General features: G+C 34.0%; 20 protein-coding genes. All 20 read right to left on the minus strand.

What is annotated here, in order from left to right; all coding sequences use genetic code 11:
* Positions 1-33 precede the first annotated feature (33 nt).
* Complete coding sequence (locus F7O84_RS08875) at positions 34-441, minus strand: TIGR02530 family flagellar biosynthesis protein (protein WP_151144238.1); 408 nt, start codon at positions 439-441, stop codon at positions 34-36.
* A 32-nt stretch (positions 442-473) separates the two neighbouring features.
* Positions 474-1,028: a flagellar hook assembly protein FlgD gene (locus F7O84_RS08880; RefSeq protein ID WP_151144239.1), complete on the minus strand. Its 555-nt coding sequence runs from the start codon at positions 1,026-1,028 to the stop codon at positions 474-476.
* 14 nt (positions 1,029-1,042) lie between these two features.
* Positions 1,043-2,512 carry a flagellar hook-length control protein FliK gene (locus F7O84_RS08885; RefSeq protein ID WP_192451703.1) on the minus strand — a complete coding sequence of 490 codons (1,470 nt, stop codon included), beginning with the start codon at positions 2,510-2,512 and terminating at the stop codon, positions 1,043-1,045.
* Positions 2,513-2,557: 45 nt separating this feature from the next.
* Positions 2,558-3,370, minus strand: coding sequence for a MotE family protein (locus tag F7O84_RS08890; protein WP_151144241.1), 813 nt, complete (start codon positions 3,368-3,370; stop codon positions 2,558-2,560).
* A gap of 18 nt (positions 3,371-3,388) precedes the next feature.
* The gene (fliJ, locus tag F7O84_RS08895; protein ID WP_151144242.1) at positions 3,389-3,832 is read right to left on the minus strand and encodes a flagellar export protein FliJ; all 444 of its coding nucleotides are present in this window, start codon (positions 3,830-3,832) and stop codon (positions 3,389-3,391) included.
* 10 nt (positions 3,833-3,842) lie between these two features.
* Complete coding sequence (gene fliI / locus F7O84_RS08900) at positions 3,843-5,147, minus strand: flagellar protein export ATPase FliI (RefSeq protein ID WP_334296151.1); 1,305 nt, start codon at positions 5,145-5,147, stop codon at positions 3,843-3,845.
* Between the two features lie 25 nt (positions 5,148-5,172).
* Entirely contained in the window at positions 5,173-5,973 is an 801-nt protein-coding gene (locus F7O84_RS08905; protein WP_192451704.1) for a FliH/SctL family protein, read from the minus strand.
* Positions 5,966-6,976, minus strand: a complete 1,011-nt coding sequence (gene fliG, locus F7O84_RS08910) for a flagellar motor switch protein FliG (protein ID WP_151144245.1) — start codon at positions 6,974-6,976, stop codon at positions 5,966-5,968. Before fliG ends, F7O84_RS08905 begins: the two co-directional genes overlap by 8 nt.
* 7 nt (positions 6,977-6,983) lie before the next feature.
* Positions 6,984-8,582 (minus strand): flagellar M-ring protein FliF C-terminal domain-containing protein, encoded by a 1,599-nt coding sequence (locus tag F7O84_RS08915; protein WP_151144246.1) that lies wholly within the window; start codon positions 8,580-8,582, stop codon positions 6,984-6,986.
* A gap of 63 nt (positions 8,583-8,645) precedes the next feature.
* A complete protein-coding gene (gene fliE / locus F7O84_RS08920) occupies positions 8,646-8,960 on the minus strand; it encodes a flagellar hook-basal body complex protein FliE (RefSeq protein ID WP_151144247.1) in 315 nt (104 codons plus the stop codon).
* Positions 8,961-8,972: 12 nt separating this feature from the next.
* Positions 8,973-9,413 carry a flagellar basal body rod protein FlgC gene (flgC, locus tag F7O84_RS08925; protein ID WP_151144248.1) on the minus strand — a complete coding sequence of 147 codons (441 nt, stop codon included), beginning with the start codon at positions 9,411-9,413 and terminating at the stop codon, positions 8,973-8,975.
* Between the two features lie 15 nt (positions 9,414-9,428).
* Positions 9,429-9,818, minus strand: coding sequence for a flagellar basal body rod protein FlgB (flgB, locus tag F7O84_RS08930; protein WP_151144249.1), 390 nt, complete (start codon positions 9,816-9,818; stop codon positions 9,429-9,431).
* Positions 9,819-10,218: 400 nt separating this feature from the next.
* A complete protein-coding gene (gene codY / locus F7O84_RS08935; protein WP_151144250.1) occupies positions 10,219-11,007 on the minus strand; it encodes a GTP-sensing pleiotropic transcriptional regulator CodY in 789 nt (262 codons plus the stop codon).
* Positions 11,008-11,148: 141 nt separating this feature from the next.
* Complete coding sequence (topA, locus tag F7O84_RS08940; protein ID WP_151144251.1) at positions 11,149-13,221, minus strand: type I DNA topoisomerase; 2,073 nt, start codon at positions 13,219-13,221, stop codon at positions 11,149-11,151.
* Between the two features lie 20 nt (positions 13,222-13,241).
* The gene (dprA, locus tag F7O84_RS08945) at positions 13,242-14,342 is read right to left on the minus strand and encodes a DNA-processing protein DprA (protein WP_151144252.1); all 1,101 of its coding nucleotides are present in this window, start codon (positions 14,340-14,342) and stop codon (positions 13,242-13,244) included.
* 60 nt (positions 14,343-14,402) lie between these two features.
* Complete coding sequence (locus F7O84_RS08950; protein WP_243140848.1) at positions 14,403-15,923, minus strand: YifB family Mg chelatase-like AAA ATPase; 1,521 nt, start codon at positions 15,921-15,923, stop codon at positions 14,403-14,405.
* A 112-nt stretch (positions 15,924-16,035) separates the two neighbouring features.
* Positions 16,036-16,674 carry an RNA polymerase sporulation sigma factor SigK gene (sigK, locus tag F7O84_RS08955; protein WP_151144254.1) on the minus strand — a complete coding sequence of 213 codons (639 nt, stop codon included), beginning with the start codon at positions 16,672-16,674 and terminating at the stop codon, positions 16,036-16,038.
* A gap of 154 nt (positions 16,675-16,828) precedes the next feature.
* Entirely contained in the window at positions 16,829-18,055 is a 1,227-nt protein-coding gene (locus tag F7O84_RS08960; RefSeq protein WP_151144255.1) for a peptidase U32 family protein, read from the minus strand.
* 12 nt (positions 18,056-18,067) lie between these two features.
* Positions 18,068-18,715: an O-methyltransferase gene (locus F7O84_RS08965; RefSeq protein ID WP_151144256.1), complete on the minus strand. Its 648-nt coding sequence runs from the start codon at positions 18,713-18,715 to the stop codon at positions 18,068-18,070.
* A 4-nt stretch (positions 18,716-18,719) separates the two neighbouring features.
* Complete coding sequence (locus F7O84_RS08970; RefSeq protein ID WP_151144257.1) at positions 18,720-19,106, minus strand: endolytic transglycosylase MltG; 387 nt, start codon at positions 19,104-19,106, stop codon at positions 18,720-18,722.
* Positions 19,107-19,112: the final 6 nt, after the last annotated feature.

Below are 19,112 nucleotides of genomic sequence, written 5' to 3' on the forward strand. Positions count from 1 at the left end.
TCAAAGACACTAAGCCTCCTTATAAGGTCCAGCTTATATAATGACTGCTCCGTCAATATTTGTGTATACATTTTCCCCAGTATCGCTTTGTTCCATCGCCGTGATTACTGTATTGTTCTTTACATTTACTATAAATGCAAGGTTATCAACAATCACCAGTGATTCATTGATTCCCTTCTCATTGGCCTGTTTTGTACCACTTAGCAGTCTTGTCATTTGTTCATCAGAAATATCGATATTTCTTGATGCAAGTCTATCATTTGCATGCTTAGAAAATTTTAATTCTGATGTCTTTTCTGCCTCATCCAGTTGTTTTTGCTTTAAAATTTTATCAAAGGATGAAGTAGTTCCTGCTATGTCTGATTTCGTAACAGTATTTCTGTTCAGGTACTTCCCTGTAACCTGCTCAATGGAAGTGAATTGACTATTATTCAGCTTCATAATTACCTCCATTTATAAAACATTAGATATTTCTAAGCAGTTGTATCATCTTTCGATTTATCGTCTGTTTTTGTATCATCTGTTTTTGTATCATCTGTTTTTGTATCATCAGTACCAGTTGTGGAATCTTCAATACTCTTTAAATATTCCTTAAAATATTCTTCATCAAGAACAGTATCCAAATCACTCAGTGAATAATAATTACTGTTGATATATAAATAAGGCTTACCGTTTGACATCATTACAGCATCTACATAGCCTACTGTAGAGTAGGTATCTCCTGTTGACTTGGATGTCGTCTTCATAATTACAGGCTTTCCTACTAAGCTAGAAGCTTGACTTTGTTCATAGGAACTTTGTAGATTTTGAGTTGCCTCAAGTTGTGAAAATGTAGCCAACTGAGCGATATACTCTGTATTTGAAGTAGGTTCTAAAGGATCTTGATACTTCATCTGGGCAACCAATAACTGTAAAAATGCTTGTTTATCTAAAGAAGAATTGCTATTTGTCTTTTTTGAACTGTCTGATAAGGACGAACTACTTGTATCCACTAGCTTTCCATCCTTAATCGGCTGTACTAAAGCCATTTTCTCACCTCCGTTTAAACTGTATAATTCAATGAATTACCGTCACCAATCATCATATTCGCTATTAATGTCTCTTCCTCTGACAAGTCTTCCAATGTCTCTGGATCATTAAAATTAATGAGTCGTCTTGTCTTTTTTTGTTGTTGCTCATATTGTTCTTGATTGGTATTACTACTTCCTTGTTCAAGATTTCTCTCAAACTCATGACTTTCAACTGTAACCTCTACTGCTTCAACTTTCAGCCCTTGATTATTCATATTTTCTCTTAACTGAAGTATCTGGCTTTCAATCACTTCTTTTACAACCGTATTTTGTGTTGTAATCTGTGCTGTTATCATTCCATCTTTGGACGCTAACTGAATTGTGAGCTTACCAAGATTTTCTGGATTTAACTGAAACTCCATCTTCGTGTTATCTAAAGTAGTAGAAACTCTAAAATGATTTTGAATCTGCCTTAAAATACTTTCTGTATCAACAGCAGTTTTCTCATTTATTACAACCTCTTCTGTAAGATTGTCTATTACAGCCTCTTGTCTTGGCGCAAACTTTTGTAAGTTGCTTGCTGTATTACTTTCTTCTTCAAACAAATCAGATAAATCATCTGACTGTTCATTTTGTTGTTGGTTCTTATCCTCTTTAGACTGCGTTGTAAAAGAATCAATATTTGATTTCTCATCAGAAAAATTATTCGATACATTTGCTATCGACTTTTCCTGACTCACCGATGAATCTTTTGAATCAGTGATATTTGTTATAATTGTTTCTTTTACAGACTCTACTTGCTGTGTTTGGTCAAACGATTGAGTATGCATTGTATCATCTACATGCACATCCATTGTGGTATCGTTTGCTGACAAGTTCAATTGCTTTAATTTCTGTTGTAATATTGCAAGTTCTTCTTCTGTCAATCCCATATCAGATAAGATAGTCTCTTTCATCCCATCCATCATTGTTAAAACATCATTAAACTTTTGATATAACGTTTCATCTGTAATCAAAACAGATATGTCTGTATTACCAGTTATCGTCATAAGAAGTTGTGCCAGGTTGTTTTTATCCAAACAATCCAAATAGTTCATTCCAAGTAATTCCATCGCTGACTCTAGGTCTTCTTCTGAAATATCAAGCGCACTTAAAAGAGCATCTTTTATTTTCTTGGAATATTCTTTTATTTGGCTATCTAGCTGTGCATCATCCAACTTTGATGAATCAACATTTTTAACGTCTTTATCTTTACTAGTCTTAGAATCGTCAGTAATACTCTTTTTTAATTTTTCTTCTACCACTTGTTCAAAAGTTTGCTTCTTTGAAGTGACATCCGATGATTTTTGATTGGATTCGTTTGTAAGATTCTTAAAATCAGTTTCTGATAGGCTATTCATAATATTACTAAAGCTACTGTTCTTTACATAATCTGATTTTAAACCTTTTTCACTTGAAACAGTATTTAAAAGATTGACGTTTTCTACTGAAGTTGCTTTCATATGCCTCCTCCTTTCTTTTGTATTTTCAATCGATATAAACATCGATTATTTATTCTCAGGTGCCATTATTTTGGTAACCTTAGCTGCGATAGCAGGGTCCATTGCACCAAGAATACCTCCTCTTGCATCCGCCTTCATGTTGCTTAAAATTTCCGCAACCAAATCCAAATTATTTGTCATAGTTTCAAATATTCCAGCTGCTTGAGCAGGCTTCATTTCACTATAGGCTTTTGCATAATCTTTCACTTCATCTGAATATTCAATTTGCTGTACTACTTGCTTATATAACAATTCCGCATTATCCGGGGATATGCTTTCATAATATGCTTTGTACTCGGCAACACCTGGAGCATTGTCATTAAATACAATCTCTTCATCAAACTTTGCTTTAAGCTGTTGGTACTGCGTTTGCTGCTGCTCGAAGGTCTTCAAACGATTTATTTCTTCGTTAAGCTGTGATACCGTTTCATCATTTGCTGCAATTTGATCTTGTGCAGTTTTTAGTTGTAACTCTAAGCTCTTAATCTGTTCTACTGCTTCTGCTAATGTTTCAAATGGATAATCTCCATCCATGGCAGTATCTAGTGTTTTTGTATCTGGTAATATAGCACTTACCACAGGAACATCTTTTAGCAAAGGATATAATACCGTAGAGCCAAATCCTCCAAGATCCCATTTAATAAAAAGTGCAAAAATTCCTAACCATACCGCTATAATAAATAATGTTACTATCGCAACTGTAACCTTTCCTCCAGATGTTTCTTCTTTGTCTATCTCTGAAAGCCCCTGTTGTTTGGCGCGTTTCTTTGCATCTTTTCTTTCTTTTCTGCTAAGTTTTTCTCTTTTTTCCTTTGCCACGTTTCTACACCTACCAATCTATCTAGCCTTACTATAAGTATAACTTACCAGTTCGTCTATTTCTTTGCCCTCTTGAACACCTAGTTCCTTTTTAAAATCTTCAAATGCATTTTCTTTTAATTTTTCATGAATTTTTCTATCATTCATAACTTCATAAAGACGAATTCTTGCTTGCTCCAAATTTCTCTCAGCCAATGTCACTTGCAATATTTGTGCCTTTACATCTATCTTTGCTTTCTCAATCGCAGATTTACACACTTTTATTTCTAAAATATCAAGTCTATCACTCATCAGTTTTTTAAGTTCTGACTCATAAGCACGTTGTCTTGCTACAAGTCTTTGAAGTATTTGTTTTTCTTCATTTAACTTAGCCGCTGCATTTGCATAATTCGTCTTAGCCTGGCTTTCTAGTTTGTATTTTATTTCTAAAATGTTTTCCATCTTATAAATGAATTTAGCCATATATTCACCACTATTCCTTGAAAATGTTATTTAACAGGGTAATAATTTCTTCAAAATCATATTTCTCATCGACGTTTTGCCTTAAAAAAGTATTTACGATATCAATTTTTTCAATTGCATAATCGATATTTTTATTTGATCCATTTTTATAAGCACCGATATTAATTAAATCTTCTGCCTCATTATAAGTGGCTAATACATTTTTTAATTTACCAGCGACCTCTTTATGTTCCTTCTCTGCAATTTGAGACATAACACGTGATATACTTTGTAATACATCTATTGCAGGATAATGATTTTTATGTCCTAATTTTCTCGATAGCATAATATGTCCATCCAAAATACTACGAGCAGTATCTGTAATTGGTTCATTAAAATCATCACCATCTACTAACACGGTATACAAACCTGTAATGGAGCCGACATCTGAATTACCCGCCCTCTCAAGAAGTTTAGGCATTTCAGCGTACACACTAGGGGGATATCCCCTTGTTACTGGTGGTTCACCAGAAGCCAAACCAATTTCTCTTTGTGCCATTGAAAATCGTGTTAAGGAATCCATCATAAGCAAGACATCTTTTCCTTGATCCCTAAAATACTCTGCAATGGCTGTTGCTGTTTTAGCAGCTTTATTTCGAATCAAGGCTGGCTTATCGGACGTAGCCACGACCACAACAGAGCGTTTTAATCCTTCTTCACCTAAATCTCTTTCGATAAATTCTCTTACTTCTCGACCACGTTCACCAATTAGTGCAATTACATTAATGTCCGCTTTGGTATTTCTTGCAAACATACCAAGGAGTGTACTTTTCCCAACTCCACTTCCTGCAAAAATTCCAATTCTTTGACCTTTTCCAACTGTAATCAAACCATCAACAGCTTTTACTCCAAGCGGCAAAATCTCATCGATAATTTTACGATTCATTGGATCTGGCGGCATTGCTTCTACTGGATATGTCTGATTGCATTCAATCACAGAGGCATCAATTGGTCTTCCAAGACCATCCAAAGTCTTCCCAAGCAATTCTTCCCCTACTGGTACTGCCAGTGGATGTCCAAGGTTTTCTACCATGCAACCAAGTCCAATTCCTTCTACATTTTCATATGGCATGAGCAATATCTTCTTATCCTTAAATCCTACCACTTCTGCTAATATGTACTTTTCTTGGTCCGAATCAGCTACAATCTTGCACAAATCATTTAGTTTTGCATCTGGTCCAACTGATTCAATGGTCAAGCCGACAATTTTAACTACTCGACCAAGCTTTTTGTAAAAGGTTTTATCTTTTAAATTGTAATATTTTTTCAAATTAATTGACGCCAATATCCTGCCCTACCTTTTAGCTTAGTGATAAAATTCTTAGTGTCTTTGACAAATTATCTAATTGTACATCTAAACTACAGTCAAATACTCCGCCGTCTGTTTCAATTAAGCATTGGTTTTTGGTCAAGCTTATTTCTTCCATGATATTTATCTGAATATTTTTAGTTACTGTTTTACTTAACACTTCTTTGTACTTTAAAAGAAATGGATAATCTTCTTTTGATACTTTGATTATAATATCATTGCTACTCTCAATCTGGCCAAGCGCAATTTTTAGTAAATGAACAATTAAATTACGATTGTCTTCAAATTTTATTTTAAATACATTTTGAACAACAGTAATAATTGCATCTACAAGAAGTGGTTCCATTTTTTCCAATTGAGATTGATACTCCGCAAGCATTTTATTTTGTTGCATCATAAGTTGTTCTTCTTGCTTTTTTACTTGCGTAATTGCTTGCTGATATCCTTCATCATAGCCCGCTTTATTAGCACTCTCAAACGCTTCCTGCTTTATCAGTTCTGCTTGTTGATTCGCTTCTTCTATTAACTTGCTTGCTTCTAACTTTGCATTTTCAATTATCTCTTCTGGAGATAGTACTATCTCTTCTTGCTCTTGTATTTCTTCCGTAATCGATACTTCTCTTGCAAACAAACCGGCTTGAAACCCATTTATGTCTACACCTTCATCTGGCTGTTTTTTGTTATTTGCAACACTTTGAAGTTTACTTAATTTTTCTGCAATCAGCTCGTTGTAATCAATTACTTTTTTATCCGAATCACATTGCACCATATGATATTTAAACAAATTAGACAACTATCTCGTCACCTCCGCCTCGCGAAATAACAATTTCTGCGGAATCTTCCAGTTTTCTAATAATATTAACAATCTTTTGCTGTGCCTCTTCAACATCTTTCATACGTACAGGTCCCATGAACTCCATATCTTCCTTTATCATCGCCGCTAAACGTTTTGATAAGTTGTTAAAGATAGCATTTTGCACTTCCTCATTTGCTCCTTTTAGTGCAACTGCGAGATCATTGTTATCTACATCACGAAGAACTCTTTGGATGGCTCTATCATCAAGCGAAAGAATATCTTCAAATACAAACATCTTCTTCCTGATTTCATCTGCTAATTCAGGCTCATCTATCTCAAGGGTTTCCATAATATGTTTTTCAGTTCCTCTATCAACCGTATTTAAAATCTCTACGATTGCATCCACACCACCAACAATTGTATAATCTTGATTTACTAAAGAAGCTAATTTTCTTTCCAACACTCGTTCTACTTCTTTGATTACATCTGGTGATGTGCGGTCCATTTGTGCAATACGTTTTGCTACATCTGCCTGCTTATCAGGGGCCAAAGACCCGATAACTGCCGAAGCTTGACCAGAAGATAGATACGATAAGATCAAGGCAATTGTTTGAGGATGTTCATCTTGTATAAAGTTAAGTAACTGCGACGCATCCGCTCTCTTTACAAACTCAAATGGTCTAACCTGTAAGGATGCAGTAAGTTTACTAATAACGTCAACTGCCTTTTCTGTTCCAAGAGCTTTTTCAAGAAGTTCTTTTGCATATCCAATACCACCTTCAGCAATGTATTGTTGTGCAAGACATATCTCGTAAAATTCATCAATTACTCTTTCCTTTATAGCAGGTGATATACTTCTTGTATTTGCTATCTCTAAAGTTAATTCTTCTATTTCATCATCTTTTAGATGTTTAAAAATCAATGATGATTTTTCTGGTCCAAGAGCAATCAAAAGTATTGCCGCCTTTTCCAATCCACTTAAATCTTCAGTTTTAGACATACTTTTTTCACTCCCAATCTTCATTCAACCAATTTCTTAATAGCTGAGCCACTGCAGCCGGATTTTCATCTACAAATTTTTCTATTAACTTTCTCGCATCTGATTTTTCATTAAAGTCAATATCATCAAGCGGTGAACTTTCTTTTGTAGATGCAAGTAATGCCTCCACGGATAGTTCAGGCTCTGTTTCAAGTACCTCAATTGGCCTTGTACTTTTGAATATAACAAATCCAAGCAAGCCAAGGATTAATACAATCATAGCAATCATTAAATAATCTGACCAAGATCTTGCACTTGAGTCAGAAGCTTGGAAGAATGGCACATCATAAGCAACAATAGATATATTTGCTTCCGCAATCCCTGTCGCTCTTGAAACCATGGTGTAAAAATCATCATCCACAGTTGTTTTTGTCTTCACATCATTTGCCGCCATAAATTCAGCAAAGGTCATTCCATTTAATTGTCCTCTAGCTCTTAAATCATCTTCGTTATAAACAATGTAGTTCGTTGCTACGATTGAGATAGAGGAAGAATTATAATTAACACTTCCAGGTGCAAACTGCGTGTCTGTAATTTTTTCATTTGGTGTATAATCTCTTGATGTTTGAGAGGTGGTGCTAGAAGATGTTGCATTATCTTCTATTACATATGTAGTATTACTATTGGAATCCGTACCAGGAACACCTGAAGATCCACCTTTCGTCTCATTTTCATATACTTCTTCATGGCTTAACAAGCCTTGCTCCTGACCATCTGCTGGTGAGTACGTATGCTCGGTCTGATTCACAACATCAAAACTAATGTCTAAATTAGGAGCAACTTCAATATTGTCATACACATTTGTTCCAAGCATGACATCTTTCACCTGTTTTTTAACAATAGCTTCTGCTTGGTTCTTGACAGCAAATTGATTGCTAGCATTACCAACTGTGCTTGTATTATCTTCTCCCGAATATAAGAGATTGCCATTCGAATCTATTATTACAACACTATCTGTTGTTTTGTTACCGACAGCAGTTGCTACATATTTAGCCATTACAGTCGGTGCCCCGTCAGCAAGAGAACCACTTAAAGTAAGAAGTACACTTGCATATGTATCAAGTTCCTGTGATATAATCGTTCCATCTTCATCCGGGATTGATAAACTAACAGATGCATCTTTTACCCCATCCATGGTCATTAGTGTTTCTTCTAGTTTTGATTCAAGATATAATTTGTATTTCTTTTGTTTGTCGGCTTCTGTCGTACTAAACCCGCCACTTAAAGCAGCATCAATACTATAACCATCTGCCGGTATACTGTTTTCGCCTAAGGCTATTGTAGCATTCGCAATGTCCTTTTTATTTACAGAAACAACTAGTCCATCATCTGACACATTTAATGCAATACCACTTGATTCTAGTATTTTCTTTACTTCTGATGTCTCTTTTGTTGATTTACATGTTATCAATGTAACCATTTTTGGTCTTGAAAGCACAACTCCTAAAATTATTAATGTAAATATTATAATTGCACTGACGCTAACAATTGTAGCCTTCTGTTTAGCAGTATACTTATTCCAAAATGCCAATACTCTGCTCGGTATACTCTTCAGTCTTTCTTCCATTAGTTATCTCCTAACCCTTTTTATAGAAATTATAGCTTACAAAGGTTCCCTCTTTTGTATTTCTTATATTTGAATATTCATTATCTCTTTGTATGCTTCAAGAAATTTATCTCTAACAGCTACCGTATACTGAATTGCCGTTGTGGCTTTCTCTTGTGCAATTGATAAATCATGTGTGTTATCACTATAACCTAGAGCTACGTTTAATTCCTCTTTCTTATAGTCTAGTTGCAAACGGTTTGTCTCGTTTATCATATCAACTGCTGACTGCAAAAATGTTCCAAAGCTTTTGTCCTTTGTATCTAACGTAGCACTACCGAGTGCAGCATTTTTAATATATTCTGAATTAACGCTATTTAAAGCTGTTATATTGTTCATGTTCTAGCCTCCCTATTTTCCAATTTCAAGTCCTTTTAACGCGATATTTTTACTTGTATTAAAAGCAGTGATATTTGCCTCATATGCCCTACTTGCATCAATCATATTTGTCATTTCTGTAATGGTATTTACATTTGGATATGACACGTATCCGTCTTCATCTGCGTCTGGATGAGCTGGATCATATTTTTTGATAAAATCCGTTGAAGTATCTTCTACGATAGAACTCACTTTCACTCCACTTCCTGTGTAGCTACTGTGAGCATTAGACAAAATATTCGCAAAAGCTGTATTGCTCTTAGGAGCAAAAGTAACAACCTTTCTACGATATGGTGTACCATCTCCGGTTCTTGTCGTACTTGAATTTGCAATATTTTGAGATATAACATCCAGCCTAAGTCTTTCAGCTGTCATACCAGATGCATTAATATCAAATGAACTAAAAATAGACATCTTATTTCCCCCTTATTATTTCATTACTGCTTGTAGTAGTTTAAATTCATGATTAATACTATCCGTTAGCATATTATATTTAATGTAATTAGCCGCTAATTCAACATTTTCTGTTTCTACATCGACGTTATTACCATCTAACCTATATGAATAACCAACTGAATCTGTATATACCTGAGTGTTTAAACGTTTTAAGGATACCTTCGACACCTTATTATCTAAAGTGATATTTTTCGCTCCCCTAAGTTCCATCTCTAAAACGTCTTCAAATTTGACATCCTGTCTTTTATAATTTGGCGTTGTTGCGTTGGCGATATTATTAGATATTACATCATTCCTTATCCATGAAGCATCCGCCGCTTTATCTAATATATTAATATAATTAAATGCGTCTGACCCAATCATATTTTCACTCCTCCTATATTTATTATTACATACGAATCACAATCTTACTTCATTATAAAATATCCTACAAATTTTACAAGACATAAATGCAATTTTTTTTATTTTTTTCGAATTTTTTAGCCATTTTCCGCCATGTTTTGTGACTTAAGTACCAAAATTTTTGTAGTTTTTTCTGATTTATTAACGAAGCATTAACACATATAAAATTTCTATAAAGTAAATAATTAAGAAATATCAGTACTGTGGTACTAAAAAAAATAAATTTGCAAATCAAAGCATAAAACTAGCCCTAAAATTAATATTATACTTCCTAAAGCTACAATATTAATATTAGAGCCCTATTTGACAAAATACGAGGTATAGGCTTCATACTCTCCTATACCTCTATAAAGCAAAAACACTATGCTTTTTGCATCTTACTTTTCTTAATTTCATCTAATTCTTCAAATATCACATCATTTAATACTTTAATATACGTTCCCTTCATACCAGAAGATCTGGATTCAATCACACCAGCGCTTTCAAACTTACGAAGAGCATTTACAATTACAGACCTTGTAATTCCTACTCGATCAGCAATTTTACTTGCAACTAAAATTCCTTCTTTTCCATCTAGTTCATCAAAGATATGAGTGATTGCTTCTAATTCTGAAAAAGAAAGTGTGCTGATTGCAGATTTAACAATTTGAACTTTTCTTGTCTCCTCTGCGTTTTCTTCATTTACTGATCTCATCATTTCAAGGCCTACAACCGTTGTTCCATATTCACTTAAAATAATATCATCAATCTCATAACTTGCATCACTTTTATATATGAATAACGTTCCTAGACGTTCTCCTGCAATATCAATTGGAGTAATGATTGCCTCGTATTTTCTCACATCATCAAAAACAAAACCTAACGTCTCTAAATTCACATTTTCTTTTGTTGATAAGATTCCAAGTAGCCTTTCATTCAAAAGCGGATCAATATATCCACCAACTTCATCTTCAATCAATTCTTTGATTTCATCTACACCTTCACAAATGCTAATCCCTAATACTTTACCTTTTTTACTAATTACAAGAATATTTGATTTTAATATGTCTGTCAAAACATTACAAATATCATTAAATACAACTTTTGAAGTACTGTTATTGTGTAAAAGTTTGTTTATTTTCCTAGTTTTATCTAACAATTGTACACTCACTTCATTTTGCCTCCTTTGCCTTATCCTTTTAGCATCGAAATAATTATATATCTTATTTAATTGTTATAAATTTTTCTTCAATTTTTATTTATTTTTTATTTTATCACACACATTATACAAAAGCAATCCTCATTGTGAAAGTTATGCGTCTTTTTTATCTTGTACGTATCCACACTGCTCATCGATACAAACTAATTTAGAACCTTTTTCGACTAGTAATCCGCCACATTGCTTGCAAGGAACTTTGGAAGGTTTTTGCCAAGACATAAAATCACAATTCGGATTATCCTCGCATCCGTAATACTTTCTGCCCTTTTTGGTCTTTCTTAACACAATATCTTTTTTACATTTTGGACACTCTACACCAATTTTTTCTAAATAAGGTTTCGTATTTCTACAATCTGGAAAACCTGGACAAGCTAAAAATCTTCCGTGAGGACCATATTTAATTACCATATTTCTGCCACATTCTTCACAGACTACATCCGTAACTTCATCTTCGATTTTATATTCTCCTAATTGTAATAGTGCATTTTGTACTGCCTCTTCTAAATCAGGATAGAAGTTACTAATTACCGTTTTCCAATTCACATTACCTTCTTCAACCTTGTCTAATAACATTTCAAGATTCGCAGTAAAATTAACATCTACAATGCTTGGGAAGGCAGTTTTCATAATAGAATTTACGACTTCTCCAAGCTCTGTCACATAAAGATTTTTATTTTCTTTTGCAACATAACGCCTTGCTATAATCGTTGTAATCGTAGGAGAATAAGTACTTGGTCTACCAATGCCCAACTCTTCTAACGTTTTAACCAATGTAGCCTCTGTATAATGTGCTGGCGGTTGTGTAAAGTGCTGTTTGGTATCAAATTCTTTTAACGACAAGGAAGTATTCTCATCTACATTACCTAGCAATGTATTTGTTTCTTCTTTCTCATCCTCCTCTTGAATATAAACGGACATAAAGCCATCAAAAGCAATTTTAGATGTTGAAACTACAAAAATATAACTATTTCCTTGAATTTTAATGGTTATTGTCTCATATTTTGCTGCCTGCATTCTGCTTGCTGCAAATCTTTTCCAAATGAGCTGATATAATCTGTATTGATCTCTTGACAAAGATTCTTTAATATCAATCGGTAGTCTTGAAATATCGGTAGGTCGTATGGCCTCATGTGCATCTTGTATCTTTTTGCCTTTATTTGTTTTTTTCTCTTCATCCGCTACATATTCTAAGCCGTAATTATCTTTAATATATTCTCTTGCTGCCAAATCCGCTTCTTCCGCTATTCTGGTAGAATCTGTACGTAAGTATGTAATAATACCAACGGTACCACTGCCCTTGATATCCACCCCTTCATATAGCTGTTGTGCCAAGCGCATCGTCTTTTGTGTTGAAAAATTAAGTTTTTTGGATGCTTCTTGTTGTAAAGTACTGGTTGTAAAAGGCAGTGGAGCTTTTTTTATTCTTTCTCCCTTTTTAATGCTTGCAATTTTAAATTCTGCATTCTCAAGTTTTTTTAGGATTTCATCCATTTCTTCTTTTGAATTAATATTAATTTTTCCATTACTATCTCCATGGAATTTAGCAATTAGAGGTTTTTTCTCACTTTCTAATTGAAAAGCTGCCTCTAATGACCAATACTCTTCTGGAATGAAAGCATTGATTTCCTCTTCTCTGTCACAAATAATACGCAATGCAACCGATTGTACTCTACCTGCACTTAACCCTCTTTTAACTTTTGCCCAAAGAAGCGGACTAATCTTATATCCCACAATTCGATCAAGCATTCTTCTTGCCTGTTGCGCATTTACCAAATCCATATCGATATCACGCGCCTCTTTAATTGAGGTCTTAACCGCATTCTGAGTAATTTCGTTAAAACTGATTCGATACATTTTTTCTTCTGTTAATTTTAACGCTTTTGACAAATGCCAAGAGATAGCTTCCCCTTCACGGTCAGGGTCCGTTGCCAGGTATACTTTATCTGCCTTTTTAGCCTCCTTCCTTAAATTTGCTAATATATCACCTTTTCCACGTATTGTGATGTATTTAGGTTCATAATCATGTTCAACATCAATTCCTAATTGACTCTTTGGTAAATCTCTAACGTGTCCATTTGATGCTGCAACTTGATAATTAGCTCCCAGAAATTTTTTTATTGTTTTAACCTTTGCAGGTGATTCTACGATAACCAAATATTTAGCCATAATATACTTCCTCCATTAGTCTACTTATGGTTTTTTACATCTATTCTTACATAATAATTCTTTGAAGTTTCTTTTATTAACCCTTTTATCTCTAAGTCTACTAATGTCATCAAAATTTCTTTATACGTTAAATCAATATTACTCAAAATCTCATCTAGACTTTTGGGTTGTAAATCTAGACAACTATACAACATATTTTCTTTTCTTTCAAGTAAATTATTACTTTTTTTCAATAACTTTTTATTTTTTTCATATTTTATCCCCAATTCATTCAGAATTTCTGAAGGTGAATTCGCAATTGCCGCGCCTTGACTAATCAACTGATTACAGCCTGAACTAAGACTATCTGTCACTCTTCCTGGTATCGCAAAAACGTCTTTTCCTTGTTCAAGTGCACAATCAGCAGTAATCAAAGAACCACTCTTTATTCTTGCTTCTACTACTAATATTATGTCAGCTAATCCACTTATAATTCTATTTCTTTCTGGAAAAAACATGGGACGTGGTTGCATGTCAACTTGGTATTCAGAAATAATTCCTCCTGAATTTGCAATATCACAATATAATTGATAGTTTTCTTTGGGATAGCAAACGTTGACTCCACATCCCAAAACAGCTATTGTTTCTCCTCCTGATTCCAGCGCACCCTTGTGCGCATAACTATCAATTCCTCTTGCTAGTCCACTGATAATGGTTACTCCATTTTCCGCTAACTCTCTTGCATAATATAGTGCCATTTCCTTTCCATAATTGCTACAATTTCTTGCCCCTACAATAGCAACACTTGGTCTTTTTTCATTTAATTTTCCTTTTTTAAATAGAAACCATGGAGCATCTGCAATATTTTTTAATTTTTCTGGATAGCAGGGATTTTTATAACTGATAAACTCGATGTTTTGTTCTTTCAAATAACAAAAGCGTTCCATTATACGCTTATCGTTTTTATTGTCTATGATAGCTTTTTTCTCATTCTCTGTTAGAATGTTAATTTTGTTAATTTCCTCATTACTAAGCTCAAATAGTTTATTTGCTGATTGATAGATATCTAACAATTTTTTAATTTTTCTTCGATAAATTCCTGATATGCAACTTAATCGATATAGACTTTCTTCTTCCGTCATTTTCTACTCTTTACCTCTTTCTTTGTCTTCATACAATATAAACAACCATACTTTTTATAACTATCTTTTCCAGTATTTTTTATCCAGTGTTTTATAGCAGATTGCTTCACTGATGTGTGGAATCTCGATTTCTTTTGCTCCTTCTAAATCTGCAATTGTTCTAGCTACTTTTAATATTCTATGATAAACACGAGCACTTAAATCCATCTTTGCAAAAATATTCTCCGCATATTTTTGAACTTCTTTTGTCAATTTACAATACTTTGCGATTTGATTTCCATTTAAATTAGAATTAAAATAAATTTCCGTTCCTTCGTAACGCTTAGCTTGTCTTTTATGAGCTAGTACTACTCTATCTTGGATATCTTTTGAACTTTCATTTTCGCTTTTGGCTGATAATTCATCATATTTCATTTGAGGAAGTTCAATGCAAATGTCAATTCGATCTAAAAGAGGTCCACTAATTCTTCCTAAGTATCTTAGGACTTGTGTTTCGGAACAACAACATTTATTCAAATCAGGATAGTAGCCACACGCGCATGGGTTCATTGCTCCTACAAGCATGAAGTTAGATGGAAATTGATAGCTTTGTGTCGCTTTTGAAATGTTGACTACCCGATCTTCTAAGGGTTGTCTTATACTCTCTAATACGGATTTATTAAACTCTGGAAGTTCATCTAAAAAAAGTACACCTCTATGGGAAAGGCTTACTTCTCCAGGCCTTATGAAAGTACCTCCTCCGATTAATGATGTTTTTGTAATGGTGTGATGTGGGTTTCGAAATGGTCGATTGGATACGAGTGGATAATCCTGATTTAAATTACCAGAGATACTAAGAATTTTAGTGATTTCAATACTTTCCTCCAAAGAAATAGGAGGGAGGATAGTTGGTATTCTTTTTGCAAGCATGGTCTTTCCAGACCCTGGCGGTCCAATTAATAAAATATTATGCATTCCTGCAGATGCTATTTCACTTGCTCTTTTGGCAAGTACTTGTCCATTTACATCTTTAAAGTCAAGTGGACTAGAATTTTTTTGATTTGAAAAAATTTCTTCTATATTAATAGATTCCTTTTTAATTTCTTTTTGATTTTTCATGTATTGTATAAATTCTTCTAGTGTTTCAACTCCAATCACCTCAATATTTTGCATAACAGATGCTTCTTTTGCATTTGCTTTTGGAACAATAAATTTCTTACATGCATATTGCTTGGCTGCAAATGCCATTGGCAAAATTCCTTTTACTGGCTTTATCTCGCCACTTAGGCTTAATTCTCCAACAATTAAAACATCTTCTAAGTTCTTACAATCGATTAACTCAAGGGATGCTAACAACGCTGCAGCTATCGGCAAATCAAAAAGAGAGCCCGACTTTCTTAAATCAGCAGGGGATAGGTTAACAGTTATTCTTTTAGGCGGCAAAGTAATTCCTGTGTTACGAATCGCCGCCCTCACCCTTTCTTTTGCTTCTCTTACTTCACTTGAAAGATATCCTACCATTTCAAATGTTGGCATTCCATTGCTTACATCTGCCTCAACATAGACTAGTTTACTGTCCATACCAATAACACATGATGACATAACAGTGCTAAACATGTCGTATACTCCTCCTCATTTAATTGTATCTTGGATTTTAAGTGACGATACGTCACCTCTGCAAATAAAACCAGACAGGTTTTAGATTATATATGCATCATAGCATATAATTGTATTTTTCAAAAGCTTTTTTTATTTGATTGAGTGCATTTTTTTCGATTCGAGACACATAGGATCTTGATATTCCTAGATACTTTGCAATTTCATGCTGGGTATATTCCTTATTATTATAAAGTCCATACCTTAGTTCAATTACTATTTTTTCTCTTGGTTTTAAACAGCTTTCAATCACTTTATATAAAATTTCAATATCCTGTTTTAGGTCTACTTCATCATATATACTCACTGAGTTTACTTCGACAACGTCTAAAAGATTAATTTCATCTCCTTCTTTGCTGGTACCAATTGGTTCATATAATGAAACATCTTTTGCCGTCTTCTTCTTTGTTCTTAAAAGCATTAATAGCTCATTGTCAATGCAACGTGCAGCATATGTGGCAAGTCTGTTGCCTTTCGTATTATCAAAGGTAGAAACCGCCTTAATAAGCCCTATCGTACCAATTGAAATCATATCTTCAATGTCTTCTTCCATAAAGCTATATTTTTTGACAATATGTGCAACTAATCTTAAATTTCTTTCAATAAGAATATTTCTTGCCTCTATGTCCCCTTCCTTAACTCTCTCCAAATAATGTTTTTCTTCATCTGCACCTAATGGCATGGGAAAGGTTCTCAATTGAAGCACCTCAAGCAATATTTATTATATTCTATGTTTCAGCCATATACTTTGTGCCTTTCCACAAAAAAGAAGAATAAGTCCTACTAGAAGAAAACTAAGCCTTCCTTCTTTTTGCAGAACTTATTCTTATGATAATGATTATGTCATCCTATTAATCTTCTTTTACACGTAAAATGTCAAACTCTTCTAATTCAACTCCAAGGTCAATAAACAATACTTGTTTTGGATGTGGAGCATTCTCCATTTCCTGTCCTTCTTCGTCTGTTATTCGTTTCACAACTACTTCGATATTCTCACCATTTGGCTTCATAACTTCAATAGACTGTCCGACATGAAACTTATTTCTTTGTTCAATTCGATACAATCCCTCTTCGTTTTTTTCTCCTACAATACCAAGGTAGGTATATTCTCTTACATAGACATTGCTATCATATATTTGTGTTTCTTCCGTTGGCTTGCCAAAGAAAAATCCTGTCGTAAATTTACGATAGGTACATTTACCAATCTCTTCTTTATACCATGATAAATTTTGCCTATATTTTTCTTCTGACTCTAAGTAATCATCAATTGCCTTTCGATAAGTTCTTGCAACTGTTGCTACATAAAGGGCAGTTTTCATTCTACCTTCAATTTTAAGGCTATCAATTCCTGCCTGTAATACTTCTGGTATATACTCAATCATGCATAAATCTTTTGAGTTAAAAATATAAGTCCCATTATCATTTTCATACACCGGAAAATATTCTCCTGGTCTTTTTTCTTCTACAACCGAATATTTCCATCTACATGGATGGGTGCAAGCACCTTGATTGGCATCCCTTCCAGTAAAGAAATTACTGAGTAAACATCTACCAGAATATGAGATACACATCGCACCATGAATAAAGCTTTCTATTTCCATATCATCTGGAACATTTTTTCGTATTTCTTTGATTTCTTCCAACGATAATTCTCTGGCACTTACAACACGCTTTGCACCGAGTTTATACCAAAAATTATACGTTCCATAGTTTGTATTATTCGCTTGAGTACTGATATGGATTTCCATATTAGGAATTACTTCCTTAGCGATTGAAAAAATTCCTGGATCAGAAATAATCACTGCATCGGGTCCCATTAATTCTAATTCCTTAAAATATTCCCCTACACCTTCCAAATCAGTATTGTGCCCTATTATATTAGCTGTTACATAAACTTTCACACCATGTGCGTGTGCAAACTCTATCCCAGCTTTCATATCTTCCTTTGAGAAGTTCTTTGCCTTTGCTCTTAATCCAAAAGCTTCTCCTCCAATATATACTGCATCCGCGCCAAACTTAACCGCTATCTTTAATACTTCTAAGCTACTGGCCGGAACTAATAATTCTGGATGTTTCATCTTTTATTCCTACTACTTTCTTTGTAATACACTCATTGTTACGCCATCTCCAATTGGTAGTATGGTTGTTGTAAACTCATCTGTATGCGTGAGTTCATATAGATATTCCCGCATTCGTGAATGTATCGTTCTCTTTCTTCTTGTTACCGCAAAACGTGATTCAATAATATCTCCATCTTGCAACACGTTATCAGATACTAAAACTCCACCATTTACCAAAAGTCTTTTAACTTCTGGCAAAAAGTTAATATATTGAGCCTTGGCAGCATCCATAAAAATCATATCATACTGCCCGCTTAAATTTGTCATAATCTCTAATGCATCGCCTTCTAATAATGTAATCTTATCTTGCATGCCAGCTCTTTTAAAGTTTTCAATTGCAATAGGTATGCGTTTTTCATATTTTTCTATCGTTGTAATTTTACATTCATTGTCTGTATATTCACCCATTAGAATGGTTGAAAAACCAATTGCAGTCCCCACTTCTAATATATTCTTGGGCTGTCTCATTGCTAGCAAAACCTTTAAAAAACTTTGCATTTCTTTTCGAATAATTGGAACATAAGTTTTTAATGCTTCATCTTCAATCGCATCAAGCAATGGGGTGTTACCAGAATCCAATGAATTAATATATGCTTTCATTCTCTCATCTACTATCACACGATTATTCCTCTTTTTCACTTTCCTGCGAATCTGCTGTAATGGTCTGAATCATTTCTTCTGCTGTCATGGATGTATTAAGTGTGTATCTTCCTGATTTTACTTTGCCGTTTACTGACATCAACTTCATTTGTACGTAAAACACCTTGGCATCTCGAACCAATCCTTTCTCCTCTAGGAATTTCCCCAGTTCATACGCAGAAAGTTTTGAATCGATTGTCACACTTACGTCCCTTCCAGGCTCTGCGGTAATTGGTTGTTCTGCAAAAACTGAAAACCCAAATGAATAAGCCTTCATTCCACCATTATAAATCACTATAATAATTAGCGCTAAAAATATAACTTCTACAGAAACGCTAATAATTGTTGTTACGAATTTTTTAGCACTCATCCCACA

Source organism: Candidatus Galacturonatibacter soehngenii, from assembly GCF_008830185.1.
Taxonomy (GTDB): domain Bacteria; phylum Bacillota; class Clostridia; order Lachnospirales; family Lachnospiraceae; genus Lachnotalea; species Lachnotalea soehngenii.